Annotated in this window: 11 protein-coding genes; all 11 read left to right on the top strand. The window is 67.9% G+C overall.

Annotated elements, in window-relative coordinates:
- Nucleotides 1-23: 23 nt before the first annotated feature.
- From Sa4125_RS13770 to acsF, 11 genes are read left to right on the top strand one after another with little or no spacing between them, the layout of a single operon-like run.
- Nucleotides 24-1,307, top strand: a complete 1,284-nt coding sequence (locus Sa4125_RS13770) for a ferredoxin:protochlorophyllide reductase (ATP-dependent) subunit N (protein ID WP_224007802.1) — start codon at nt 24-26, stop codon at nt 1,305-1,307.
- Nucleotides 1,307-2,875 carry a ferredoxin:protochlorophyllide reductase (ATP-dependent) subunit B gene (gene bchB / locus Sa4125_RS13775; protein WP_223998622.1) on the top strand — a complete coding sequence of 523 codons (1,569 nt, stop codon included), beginning with the start codon at nt 1,307-1,309 and terminating at the stop codon, nt 2,873-2,875. Before Sa4125_RS13770 ends, bchB begins: the two co-directional genes overlap by 1 nt.
- Nucleotides 2,850-6,647 carry a magnesium chelatase subunit H gene (locus tag Sa4125_RS13780; RefSeq protein ID WP_223998623.1) on the top strand — a complete coding sequence of 1,266 codons (3,798 nt, stop codon included), beginning with the start codon at nt 2,850-2,852 and terminating at the stop codon, nt 6,645-6,647. The genes bchB and Sa4125_RS13780 overlap by 26 nt, the downstream gene beginning before the upstream one ends.
- The gene (bchL, locus tag Sa4125_RS13785; RefSeq protein WP_223998624.1) at nt 6,644-7,573 is read left to right on the top strand and encodes a ferredoxin:protochlorophyllide reductase (ATP-dependent) iron-sulfur ATP-binding protein; all 930 of its coding nucleotides are present in this window, start codon (nt 6,644-6,646) and stop codon (nt 7,571-7,573) included. The genes Sa4125_RS13780 and bchL overlap by 4 nt, the downstream gene beginning before the upstream one ends.
- Nucleotides 7,573-8,274, top strand: coding sequence for a magnesium protoporphyrin IX methyltransferase (gene bchM, locus Sa4125_RS13790; RefSeq protein ID WP_223998625.1), 702 nt, complete (start codon nt 7,573-7,575; stop codon nt 8,272-8,274). Before bchL ends, bchM begins: the two co-directional genes overlap by 1 nt.
- Complete coding sequence (locus tag Sa4125_RS13795; protein WP_223998626.1) at nt 8,271-9,704, top strand: BCD family MFS transporter; 1,434 nt, start codon at nt 8,271-8,273, stop codon at nt 9,702-9,704. The genes bchM and Sa4125_RS13795 overlap by 4 nt, the downstream gene beginning before the upstream one ends.
- A gap of 19 nt (nt 9,705-9,723) precedes the next feature.
- On the top strand, nt 9,724-10,488 hold the full coding sequence (gene puhA, locus Sa4125_RS13800) for a photosynthetic reaction center subunit H (RefSeq protein ID WP_223998627.1): 765 nt from the start codon (nt 9,724-9,726) through the stop codon (nt 10,486-10,488).
- The gene (gene puhB, locus Sa4125_RS13805; protein WP_223998628.1) at nt 10,488-11,177 is read left to right on the top strand and encodes a photosynthetic complex putative assembly protein PuhB; all 690 of its coding nucleotides are present in this window, start codon (nt 10,488-10,490) and stop codon (nt 11,175-11,177) included. Before puhA ends, puhB begins: the two co-directional genes overlap by 1 nt.
- An 11-nt stretch (nt 11,178-11,188) precedes the next feature.
- A complete protein-coding gene (gene puhC / locus Sa4125_RS13810) occupies nt 11,189-11,674 on the top strand; it encodes a photosynthetic complex assembly protein PuhC (protein ID WP_223998629.1) in 486 nt (161 codons plus the stop codon).
- Nucleotides 11,674-11,973, top strand: a complete 300-nt coding sequence (locus Sa4125_RS13815) for a hypothetical protein (RefSeq protein ID WP_224007805.1) — start codon at nt 11,674-11,676, stop codon at nt 11,971-11,973. The genes puhC and Sa4125_RS13815 overlap by 1 nt, the downstream gene beginning before the upstream one ends.
- Complete coding sequence (acsF, locus tag Sa4125_RS13820; RefSeq protein WP_223998630.1) at nt 11,970-13,037, top strand: magnesium-protoporphyrin IX monomethyl ester (oxidative) cyclase; 1,068 nt, start codon at nt 11,970-11,972, stop codon at nt 13,035-13,037. The genes Sa4125_RS13815 and acsF overlap by 4 nt, the downstream gene beginning before the upstream one ends.
- The last annotated feature ends 7 nt before the right edge of the window (nt 13,038-13,044 follow it).

A 13,044-nucleotide genomic window follows, 5' to 3' on the forward strand; every position in this document is an offset into this window, starting at 1 on the left:
ACGCGTCCCTTCCCCCGCACACGATAGACGCAAGCCCGGTCACGGCCGTCACGGCCTCCTTTCGCCAACCCCTTCGCCAACGCGGCCAGCGCGAGGTGTTCTGCGGGCTGACCTCGATCATCTGGCTGCATCGCAAGATGCCGGACGCCTTCTTCCTGATCGTCGGCTCGCGCACCTGCGCCCATCTGATGCAATCGGCGGCCGGCGTGATGATCTTCGCCGAGCCGCGCTTTGCCACCGCCGTCATCGACGAGCGCGACCTCGCGGGCATGGCGGACATGCACGACGAACTCGACCGCGTCGTCGAAAGGCTGCTCGCCCGGCGCCCGGAAATCCGGATGCTGGTCCTCGTCGGCTCGTGCCCGTCCGAGGTGATCAAGCTGGATCTCGGCAAGGCGGCGGAGAGGCTGGCGCGGGTCTATTCGCCCGACGTGCGGATGCTCTACTACTCCGGCAGCGGGATCGAGACGACGTTCACCGAGGGCGAGGACCGGTTTCTCGCCGCGCTCGTCCCGCAGATGCCCCATGTGGCCGCGGGTGCGGCGCCCTCGCTCATCGTTGCAGGCTGCCTCTCGGACATCGTCGAGGACCAGTTCCGGCGCATGTTCGAGGCCCTCGGGATCGGCAGCGTCGGCTTCCTGCCCCCGCGCTCCTCGGACGCCTTGCCGGCCGTCGGTCCCGGCACGCGGCTGCTGCTCTCGCAACCCTATCTCGCCGAGAGCGCCAGAGCGCTCGAGAGTCGCGGCGCCACGCTTCTGCCCGCACCCTTCCCGCTCGGCGAGGAGGGGACGACGGCCTGGCTCAAGGCCGCCGCGGATGCCTTCGGCGTCGATCCCGATCGCTTCGCCGCGGTGACCGGCCCCGGCCGCGCCCGGGCGCGAACCGCCGTCGCAAGGCACCGCGCGGCGCTGTCCGGCAAGCGCCTCTTCTTCTTCCCGGATTCCCAGCTCGAACCCTCGATGGCACGGTTTCTCCATCGCGAGCTTGGCTGCGATATCGTCGAGATCGGTTCGCCCTTCCTGCACCGCGGCCATCTGGCACCGGAATTCGCGCTTCTGCCGGAGACGATCCGGATCAGCGAGGGTCAGGACGTCGACCTTCAGCTCGACCGCTGCCGGGCCGAGCGGCCCGATCTCACCGTCTGCGGCATGGGCCTTGCCAATCCGCTGGAGGCCGAAGGGCTCGCCACCAAGTGGTCGATCGAGCTCGTTTTCACCCCGGTGCAGGGCTACGACCAGGCCGGCGACCTCGCCGAACTCTTCGTCCGCCCATTGTTGCGCGCCGAACGATTGAAGGTGGGGGTCTGATGCAGCTCACCGTCTGGACCTATGAGGGACCACCCCATGTCGGCGCGATGCGGATCGCCGCCTCGATGCGCGGGGTTCACTTCGTCCTCCACGCCCCGCAGGGCGACACCTATGCCGATCTCCTGTTCACCATGATCGAGCGGCGCGACAGCCGTCCGCCCGTGACCTACACCACCTTCCAGGCGCGCGATCTCGGCAGCGACACGGCCGAGATCTTCAAGATCGCCTGCCGCGAGGCGGTCGATCGTTTCCAGCCGGATGCGGTCCTCGTCGGCGCTTCCTGCACGGCCGAGCTCATCCAGGACGATCCCGGCGGCCTTGCCGACGCGCTCGGTCTCGGCATTCCGGTGGTGCCCCTCGAACTGCCTTCCTATCAGAAGAAGGAAAACTGGGGCGCGGCCGAAACCTTCTACCGGCTGGTCCGGAAGTTCGCGCCGGCTCCGGCGGGTCAGCCACTTCCGCGCGCACCGGCCCCCCTCTGCAACATTCTCGGGCCTGCCTCGCTCGGCTTCCGCCACCGTGACGACATCGTCGAGGTGAAGAAACTCGTCGAGAGCCTCGGCGTCGCAATCAACGTCGTTGCGCCACTCGGTGCCAGCATCGCCGATCTCGCCCGGCTGCCGCAGGCCGCCTTCAATATCGTTCTTTACCCCGAAATCGCCGGAACCGCGGCCGAGTGGCTGAAGCGCAGCCATGGCCAGCCCATGGTGACGGTGCCGCCGATCGGCGTTCTCGCCAGCGGCGACTTCATCACGGCCGTCGCCGCCGCCGCCGGCCTCGACGACGGATCGATGGAGGAACTGCGCTCCCGCCTCCCCTGGTATTCGCGCTCGGTCGATTCGACCTATCTGACGGGCAAGCGGGTCTTCATCTTCGGCGACGCGACGCATGCGGTCGCCGCGGCCCGCATCGCCGCCGACGAACTCGGCTTCACCGTCTGCGGCCTCGGCAGCTACAGCCGCGAATTCGCCCGCGAGGTCCGCGCCGCCGCGGCGCTATACGGCGTCGAGGCGCTCATCTCCGACGATCATCTCGCCGTCGAGGACGCGATCATCGCGGCCCAGCCGGAGCTGGTGCTCGGCACACAGATGGAGCGTCATGTCGCCAAGCGGCTGCGCATTCCCTGCGCGGTGATCTCCGCGCCGACACATGTCCAGGATTTTCCGGCCCGCTACTCCCCGCAGATGGGGGCGGAGGGCGCGAACGTCATCTTCGACAGCTGGGTGCACCCGCTGATGATGGGGCTGGAGGAACACCTCCTGCAGATGTTCCGCGACGATTTCGAGTTCAACGACGCCGCCGAGCCCTCTCACCTGCCGCAGGCCGCCACGGCCGATGCACCGCCAAAGGCATCCTCGCTGCCGGTCGCAGCGGAAGCGACGCCGCCCCTCGCCCCTGTCGAGGCGTCGCTGCGCTGGGCGGACGACGCGGAGAACGAGCTGAAAAAAATCCCTTTCTTCGTCCGCGGGAAGGCCCGCCGCAACACGGAGAAATACGCCGCCGAACAGGGACTAATCAACATCACAGTCGAGACGTTATACGATGCCAAAGCTCGTTTCAGTCGCTGACATCAGCTCCTTTCGGAGCAGTCTCCCGCCCGCGGTGCCGCTCACCGTGGTACCGCTCACCGTGGTGATCGTAACCATGGACACGCATCTGGCGAGCGCCACAGAGCGCGCCGCGCGGCTGCTCGAGCGCGAGATGCCGGGCATCTCGATCGTGCTCCACGCGGCGACCGAATGGTCCGGCGACGCCGAGCGTCTCGCCCGCTGCCGCGAGGACATCGCCCGCGCCGACATTCTCGTCTCGGCCATGCTGTTCCTCGAAAGCCATTTCACCGACATCCTGCCCGACCTGAAGGCCCGCGCCGAAACCTGCGATGCGATGGTCAGCATGCTGTCGGATGGCGCCGTCATGAAGCTCACCCGCCTCGGCCGCTTCCGAATGGACAGCCCGCAAGGCGGCGCTCTCGGCTTCCTGAAGCGCCTGCGCGGCAGCGGCAAGGACCGCAAGGCCAGCGTCGGCGCGCAGCAGATGAAGATGCTGAAGCGGATCCCGCAGATCCTTCGCTTCGTCCCCGGCACGGCGCAGGACGTGCGCGCCTACTTCCTGACGCTGCAGTACTGGCTGGCGGGATCGGACGAGAACATCGCCAACATGATCCGCGCCCTCGTCGACCGCTATGCCGATGGCGACAGGCGGTCGCTGCGCGGCGCGCTGAGGCCGGCGGCCCCGGTCGCCTATCCCGAGGTCGGCGTCTACCACCCCGACATGCCCCAGCGCATCGCCGAGCGGGCCGCAAAACTGCCGTCCACGGGACAGCGCGGCACCGTCGGGGTCCTCGGCCTTCGCTCCTACATGCTGGCCGGCAATGCCGATCACTATGACGGCGTCATCCGGGCGCTCGAGGCCCGTGGTCTCACCGTCGTCCCGGCCTTCGCCAGCGGATTAGACTCCCGCCCGGCGATCGAGGCCTTCTTCATGCGCGACGGCCGCGCGACGGTCGATGCGTTGGTCTCGCTCACCGGCTTCTCGCTCGTCGGCGGCCCCGCCTACAACGATTCGCGCGCCGCCGAGGACATGCTGGCGCGGCTGGGTGTCCCCTATGTCGCCGGCCATCCCGCCGAATTGCAGACGCTGGAGCAGTGGGGCGCTTCCGATCGCGGCCTCCTGCCGGTGGAATCGACGATCATGGTCGCGATCCCCGAGCTCGACGGAGCCACCGGCCCGATCGTCTTCGGCGGTCGGTCCGATCATGCCGGAAAACCCTGCACCGGCTGCCATCGCGGCTGCACCTTCTCGCCCGGCGAGGACAGCCGCGACATGCATTCCTGCCCCGAGCGGGCGGACATGCTGGCGGCGCGCGTCGATAAGCTGGTGCAGTTGCGGCGCACGGCGCGGGCGGAGCGCAAGATCGCCGTCGTCCTCTTCAACTTCCCGCCGAATGCCGGCAACACCGGCACGGCGGCCTTCCTCTCCGTCTTCGCCTCGCTCCACGCGACGCTGACGGCCATGAAACGCGAGGGCTACAGCGTCGACCTGCCGCCGACCGTCGACGCGCTGCGCCGCCAGCTCATCGACGGCAACCGCGAACGGTTTGGCGCCCATGCCAACGTCCATACCCGGATCCCCGCCGACACGCATGTGCGGCGCGAGCGCTGGCTGAAGGAGATCGAGGCGCAATGGGGTCCGGCGCCGGGCCGCCAGCAGAGCGACGGATCGTCGATCTTCGTCCTCGGCGCCCAGTTCGGGAACGTCTTCGTCGGCATCCAGCCCGCCTTCGGCTACGAGGGCGATCCGATGCGGCTCCTGTTCGAGAAGGGCTTTGCCCCGACCCATGCCTTCGCCGCTTTCTACCGCTACATCCGCGAGGATTTCGGCGCCGCCGCCGTTCTGCATTTCGGCACGCACGGCTCGCTCGAATTCATGCCGGGCAAGCAGTCGGGCCTCTCGGCGCGCGACTGGCCGGACCGGCTCATCGGCGACCTGCCGAACCTTTATCTCTACGCCGCCAACAATCCGTCGGAAGGCGCCATCGCCAAACGCCGATCGGCCGCCACGCTGATCAGCTATCTGACGCCGCCGATCGCCCATGCCGGCCTCTACCGCGGTCTCCTCGATCTCAAGGCCTCGATCGAGCGCTGGCGGTCCCTGGCGCCGGATGCCGACCTGGAGCGCGCGAGCCTTGCGACGCTGATCCAGGCGCAGGCCGCCGCAGTCGATCTCGCCGATGCGACGCCCGAATGGCACGACGACGTTGCGGTGCGTGTGCAGGGCCTAGCGGAGCGGATCCTCGAACTCGAATACACGCTGATCCCGCACGGTCTTCACGTCGTCGGCCACGCCCCCGATGCAGCCGAGCGGGCCGACATGCTGCAGGCGATCGCCGAAGCCGGCCACGGCCTTCGGCTCGCCCGGACGGTGGCCGAAGCGCTCGTCGCGGGAGCCCCGCCGGCCGAGGCGCTCATGCAGGCCTGCCTTCCCGGCAGCGACGCGCTGCTTGAAACGCTGGCAGAGCTCGCCGCTACCGACAGGCTGCTGGCCGTGGACACCGAGGTGGACGCCATCATCGCCGCGCTCGACGGCCGCTTCATCCGCCCGGCACCCGGCGGCGACGTCCTGCGCAATCCGGCGATCCTGCCGACCGGGCGCAACCTGCACGGCTTTGATCCCTTCCGCATTCCGAGCGCCTTTGCCGTCGCCGACGGTGCCCGCCAGGCCGAGCGGCTCATCGCCCGTCACCGTGCCGATGCCGGCAGCTTTCCCGAGACGGTCGCCATCGTCCTCTGGGGCACCGACAATCTGAAAAGCGAGGGCGGTCCGATCGCCCAGGCGCTGGCGCTGATGGGCGCGCGGCCACGCTTCGACAGCTATGGCCGCCTCGCCGGCACGACCCTCGTCCCCCTCGACGAACTCGGTCGGCCGCGCATCGACGTCATCGCGACCCTGTCGGGCATCTTTCGCGACCTCCTGCCGCTGCAGATCAAGCTCCTGGCGGAAGCGGCCTTCATGGCAGCAAGCGCCGACGAGCCGGAAGACCAGAACTTCATCCGCAAGCACGCACTCGCCCACCAGGCGGCGACGGGATGCGATCTCGAGACCGCGGCGCTGCGCGTCTTCGGCAATGCCGAGGGCGCCTATGGCTCGAACGTCAACCACCTGATCGAAAACAGTGGCTGGGACGACGAGGACGAACTCGCCGAGACCTATACGCGCCGCAAGAGCTTCGCCTACGGCCGCGCCGGCATGCCGGCCCAGCAGGGCGCCCTCCTGCAGAACATCCTCGCCGGTGTCGACCTCGCCTACCAGAACCTCGACTCGGTCGAGCTCGGGGTCACCAGCATCGACCACTATTTCGACACGCTGGGCGGCATCAGCCGCGCCGTCACCCGCGCCCGCGGCCGCGCCGCGCCGGTCTATATCGGCGACCAGACCCGCGGCGAGGGCGTGGTGCGCTCGTTGTCGGAGCAGGTGGCGATCGAGACGCGCACCCGCGTCCTCAACCCGAAATGGTACGAAGGCATGCTGAGCCACGGCTATGAGGGCGTGCGCCAGATCGAGGAGCATGTGCGCAACACCGTGGGCTGGTCGGCGACGACAGGCGAGGTTGAGCCCTGGGTCTACCGGCAGGTGACCGAGACCTTCCTCCTCGATCCGGAGATGCGCGAGCGCCTGGCGTCGCTGAACCCGACCGCGTCCGCGAAGATGGCGAACCGTCTGATCGAGGCGCACGAGCGCCACTACTGGACCCCCGATCCGGCCATGCTCGCCGCCCTGCGCGCGGCCAGCGACGAACTCGAAGACCGTGTCGAAGGCATCACCGTGGAGGCAGCCGCATGAACGTGTTCACCCATCCAAGGGTCGCTCGCGACGCGCAAGCCGCGGAAGCCGCGGAAGCCGCAAGGCTCGACGGCGACGGCAGCGTCCAGGTCATGCTGGATCCGGGGGTCGAGATCGGCACGGCGAAGGTCTTCGCCATCTACGGCAAGGGCGGCATCGGCAAGTCGACGACCTCGTCCAACCTCTCGGTCGCCTTTTCCAAGCTCGGCAAGCGCGTCCTTCAGATCGGCTGCGACCCGAAGCACGATTCGACCTTCACCCTCACCAAGTCGCTGATCCCGACGGTGATCGACATCCTCGAAGGCGTCGATTTCCACACCGAGGAGCTGAGGGCCGAGGACTTCGTCTTCGAGGGCTACAACGGCGTGCGCTGCGTCGAAGCTGGTGGCCCGCCGGCCGGTACCGGCTGCGGCGGCTACGTCGTCGGCCAGACGGTCAAGCTCCTGAAGGAGCATCATCTGCTGGAGGATACCGACGTCGTCATCTTCGACGTCCTCGGCGACGTCGTCTGCGGCGGCTTCGCCTCGCCGCTGCAGCACGCCGAGCGGGCGCTGGTCGTGGCCGCCAACGACTTCGACTCGATCTTCGCGATGAACCGCATCGTCGCGGCGATTAAGGCGAAGTCGAAGAACTACAATGTCCGCCTTGCCGGCGTCATCGCCAACCGCTCGCGCGAAACCGACCAGATCGACCGCTACAACGACGCCATCGGCCTGAAGCGGCTCGCCCATTTCGGCGACGTCGATGCCGTCCGCCGCTCGCGGCTGAAGAAGTCGGTGCTGTTCGAGATGGAGGAGTCGCCCGAGGTTCTGGCCGTCTGCGCCGAATACATGCAGCTCGCCGAAAGGCTCTGGGCCGGCACCGAGCCGCTCGACGCCACGCCGATGAAGGATCGCGAGATCTTCGATTTCCTGGGATTCGACTGATGGACGTGACCACTTACCAGCGCCGGCGCGGCGAGATCCGCACCTATTTCGACGAGACCGCCGTCGACGCCTGGAAGCGTTTTGCCAGCGAGGCGCCGCTCGGCCGCATCCGCGCCAGCGTGCGCGCCGGCCGCGCCCTGATGCGGGCCGAGATGCTGGCCTGCCTCCCCGATGATCTCCAGGGCTGGCGCATTCTCGATGCCGGCTGCGGCACAGGGGCACTGGCGGTGGAACTCGCCCGGCGCGGCGCCGACGTCCTCGGCATCGACATCGCCCCGGAAATCATCCGCTTCGCCGCCGAGACCGTGCCGAGCGATCTCGGGGCCGGACGCATCACCTTCCGCGCCGGCGACATGCTGGACGTCGGCGACGGACGCTTCGACGCGGTGACGGCGATGGATTCGCTGATCCACTACAGCGCCGCCGACGCCGCCGCGGCCCTCGCCACCCTCGCCGGACGCACGCAGAGAAGCATCGTCTTCACCCATGCGCCGCAGACCCCGGCCCTCAGCCTGATGCACGCCATGGGCCAGCTCTTCCCGCGCGCCAACCGCTCGCCGCAGATCGTCCCGACGACGCAGAAAAATCTCCTGCGCCACTTCGCGCAGGCCCCGACGGCGGCCGGCTGGACGGCCGGGCGCACGGCGCGGGTCGCGCATGGCTTCTACACCTCGCAGTGCCTGGAGTTATCCCGGTCATGAGGATTGCGGGCGACAGACTGGCGAAAGCCTGGATCAAGGTCGGGACGCGCTTCCTGCCCTTCGCCGACGCGGCGAGCGAGGGCCTGCCGCTGTCGCGCCTGATCCGTCTGTCGCTGTTCCAGGTCTCGATCGGCATGGCGATGGTGCTTCTCACCGGCACGCTGAACCGGGTGATGATCGTCGAACTCAGCGTCCCCGCCTCTGTCGTCGCCTTCATGGTGGCCCTGCCGATCATCTTCGCGCCCGCCCGCGCGCTGATCGGGCACCGCTCCGACCATCACCGTTCCTTCCTCGGCTGGCGCCGGGTCCCCTACATCTGGATGGGGACGCTGCTGCAGTTCGGCGGCTTCGCCATCATGCCTTTCGCGCTCCTGGTCCTGACCGGACAGGGCGCGGTGAACGCGCCCTATGCCGGTGAGGTCGGCGCCGCCCTCGCCTTCCTCCTCGTCGGCGCCGGCATGCACACCGCGCAGACGGCGGGTCTCGCGCTCGCCTGCGATCTGGCCCCCGAGGAGACCCGGCCACGCGTCGTGGCCCTACTCTACTTCATGCTGCTCGTCGGCATGCTTATCAGTTCCCTCGCCTTCTCCGCGGTACTCACCGACTTCACCCACCTGAAGCTCATCCAGGTCGTGCAGGGCGCGGCCGTGATCACCATGGTCCTGAACCTCGTGGCCCTGTGGAAGCAGGAAGGGCGCAGCCCGCGCCGCACCGATCCCCTGCGCGAGCGCCCGGCCTTCCGGCGCGATCTTGCCGCCTTTGCCGCCTGCCCCCGCACGCGCCGCACGCTCCTTGCGGTTGCCCTCGGCACGGCCGCCTTCTCGATGCAGGACGTCCTTCTCGAGCCCTATGGCGGCCAGATCCTCAATCTCGGCGTCGGGGCGACCACGCAGCTGACGGCGCTTCTGGCGGGCGGCACGATGCTCGGTCTGGCGCTGGCCGCGCGGGCCCTGACGCGCGGGATCGATCCGGCAAAGCTTGCCGCGTTCGGTGTCCTCGCCGGCCTGCCCGCCTTCGCCTTCGTGATCTTCGCCGGGCCGCTCGAAAGCGTGCCGCTGTTCCAGATGGGCGCGGCGCTGATCGGCTTCGGCGGCGGGCTGTTCTCCGTCGGCATGCTGACCGCGGCGATGGAACTGGCCGACGCCAGCGACAGCGGCCTGGCCCTCGGCGCCTGGGGCGCGGTGCAGGCGACGGCGATGGGCCTTGCGGTCGCCACCGGCGGGGCCGTGCGCGATCTCGTCATCGCGCTGTCCGCCAGCAGCAGCGGCAGCGGACCGACGCTCGGCCAGCAGGAATTTGCCTACGGGCTCGTCTACGCGATCGAAATCGCCCTGCTCATGGCCGCGCTCGCGGCGATCGGGCCGCTCGCCCGCTACATCCGCGCCCCCAGCAAGGGGCGCAGTTTCGGCCTCGCCAGCCTTCCCGGCTAGAATTCCAAGGGAGACGGACATGGAAAGCAACTATCTGACCAGCTATCTCGACGTCGCGCAGGTCACGCTTTATGCCTTCTGGGCCTTCTTCTTCGGCCTGATCTTCTGGCTGCGCAAGGAGGATCGCCGCGAAGGCTATCCGCTGGAGACCGATCCCGGCGGCCGGTTCAGGACGAACCACTACCTCCTGATGCCGAAGCCAAAAATCTTCAGGCTGCGCGACGGTTCAACGCGTCAGGCGCCCGATGACAAGCGCGACACGCGTCCGATCGCCGCCCGTCGCCTCGGCAAATGGCCGGGCGCGCCGATGACGCCGACCGGTGATCCGCTGGTCGATGGCGTCGGACCGGCGGCCTGGGCCGAGCGCGCCGACCGACCCGACATGACCTGGGACGGTCGTCCTCGGATCGTGCCCTCCCACGCCGAGCCTCACTACAGTGTCGCCGGCGGAGATCCCGACCCGCGGGGCTTTCCCGTCATCGGCGCGGATGGCCGGCTGGCCGGCACCGTGTCGGAGATCTGGGTCGACAGGGCCGAGCATCTTGTGCGCTATCTCCAGATCGACACCGGCCCCGGCGTCGGGGCTCTCCTCATGCCGATGACGCTTGCCAAGATCGGCAATGGCCGGGTCAAGGTGAAGTCGCTCCTCGCCGCACAGTTCTTGAAGGCGCCGCGCACCAAGAACCCGGACAGCGTGACCCTCCTCGAGGAAGACAAGGCCAGCGCCTATTTCACCGGCGGCCATCTCTACGCGACCGCCGGACGGACGGAGGCGCAGCTGTGATGGAAGACCACGACGATTTCGCCTTCGAGCCCATACCGGGGCTGCCCGATCAGTTGCCGGCCGGAGAGGCGCTGCTGTGGCAGGGCAGCCCGGACTGGCGGGCACTGGCGCGGTCCGCCTTCCATGTCCGCAAGGTCGCGGTCTACTTCGGCATCGTCCTCGTCTGGCGCTTTGCCACGACCGGCGACATGCCACTGGCGGCGCAACTTTCGGCCAGCGCCTGGATCGTCCTTGCGGCCCTGGCGAGCCTTGGAATCCTCCACGGCCTCGCCTTTCTCTACGCCCGCGGCACGATCTACACCCTCACCACCCGGCGCATCGTCATCCGCTCGGGCATCGCGCTGCCGGTGACCTTCAACCTGCCGCTGGCGCTGGTCGAAAGCGCGGCGGTCACGCATCAGGGCGGCTCCGTCGGCAGTATCGCCCTCACCGTCGCCCCGCCGAACCGGGTGGCCTTTCTCGTGCTCTGGCCGAATGCCCGGCCCTGGCATGTCAACAAGCCGCAACCCATGCTCCGCTGTCTTCGGGACGTCGAGGCGGTGGCGCGGGTTCTGACGGCGACGCTTGCCGCCGAAGCCGGACCCCTCTCCGCCTGGGCGCCAAGACGCGGGCACGCCGCGTCCCCGCCGGCAACCCGGCCTGCCGACCAGTCGACAGGTCAGTCGGCCGGTCAGTCGATCGCGATCTAGGAGGAAAGAGGATGAGCCAGGCGCTGGAGGGCCGGCAACAGCCGCCCGCTACGACAAGAACGAAGGACCCGCACGGCAAGGCGGCGATGGCCTGCGGCTTGATGATCGCCTTGGCCTTGGTGCTGGCGTTCCTCGGGCGAAACGAGCGGCAGCCGGTCGTCATCGACCCCGCCGCCGTCAGCCGCTCCCTCGACCTCAGTTTCCGTGACATGGCCGATGGCAGCGTCATGGCCGTCAATGCGAAGACGGGCGAGGACATCCAGATCATCGCACCGGGCACCGGCGGCTTCGTGCGGGTGACGATGCGCAGCTACGCCAAGGAACGCCAGCTGCACGGCTTCACCGATGCCGCGCCTTTTCTTCTTGCCGAGATGAACAATGGCACCGTGCTGCTGCAGGACCCGCTGACCGGCCGGACCATGCATCTCAACGCCTTCGGCCCGGCCAATGTCGGCGCCTTCGAGGCACTGCTCGACAATGGGAGGGCCACGCAATGATGAAGATCGGCAATCTGGGAAAGCAGCGCTTCGAGGTCCCCTGCACGATCGAGATCGAGAACAGCTGGGAGAGCCTGCACGCGCATGTCGACCTCGAGGGCATCGCCGTGGAGCCCGGCGACGAGGTGCATGTCCATGGCGAGCCGATCATCGTCCCCTATGGCGAGACGCGCCTTCTGCACCGCATGGCGACGGTGACGAAGGCCGGCGCGCCGGAGCGGCTCTGGGTGAAGATGACCGGCGATTTCGAATTAATGGAACTCCTGGAATTCAGCTTCTCATCGGGAGAACGGCTATGACCATCGACACGATGTCGCTTCGCGCCCACGACACCGACGGCATGGCGCGAGAGAGCACGCTGCTCTCGCCGCGATTCTACACCACAGATTTCGCCGCCCTCGACAAGATGGACGTGTCCGGCGTCCAGCGGGAATGGGACGAACTTCTCGCCGAGATGGAATCCGACCCCAATCGCGGTCATTTCAAGCAGGACGAGCGTTGGGACCACATCGATTTCGATGGTCTGCCGCCGGGCCTGCGCGACGAGTTCACCGATTTCCTGGTCTCTTCGCTTACCGCCGAATTCTCCGGCTGTGTCCTCTACAAGGAGATGAAGAAGCGCGGTACCAATCCCGAGATCGTCAGGCTCTTCTCCTATATGAGCCGCGACGAGGCCCGCCATGCCGGCTTCATCAACGACGCGCTGAAGGAATTCGGCATCGGCGTCAATCTCGGCTTCCTGACCAAGGCGAAGAAGTACACTTACTTCCGGCCGAAATTCATCTTCTACGCGACCTATCTGTCGGAGAAGATCGGCTATTCCCGCTACATCACCATCTTCCGGCTGCTCGAGCGGCATCCCGAGCGGCGCTTTCACCCGATCTTCAAGTGGTTCGAGAAGTGGTGCAACGACGAGTTCCGCCATGGTGAAGCCTTCGCGCTGCTGATACGGGCCAATCCGGATTATCTGAAGGGGCTGAACCGGCTCTGGGTCCGGTTCTTCCTCGTGGCCGTCTACGCCACCATGTATGTGCGAGACCATGCCCGCCCGGAATTCCACAAGGCGCTCGGCATTGATCCCAGCGAATACGGCTACAAGGTCTTCCATCTTACCAACGAGATCACCCGCCAGGTCTTCCCGCTCGTCCTCGACATCGAGCACCCGAAATTCCGCGCCGGGCTGGAAAGGCTTCGCCGCATCAACGACCGGGCCGCCGCCCTCGGCAAGGACCAGAGCCTCGGCACGAAGCTGCGCCGGTTCGGTCTCGGCGCCGCGGCGGCCGTCGCCTTCGCACGGCTGTATCTGGTCCGCCCGAAATCCAACGCGTTGCCGGCGACCAGCCGGCTTCAGCCGGTCTGGTAGGAGCGGC

The sequence above is a fragment of the Aureimonas sp. SA4125 genome (assembly GCF_019973775.1).
Lineage (GTDB): Bacteria > Pseudomonadota > Alphaproteobacteria > Rhizobiales > Rhizobiaceae > Plantimonas.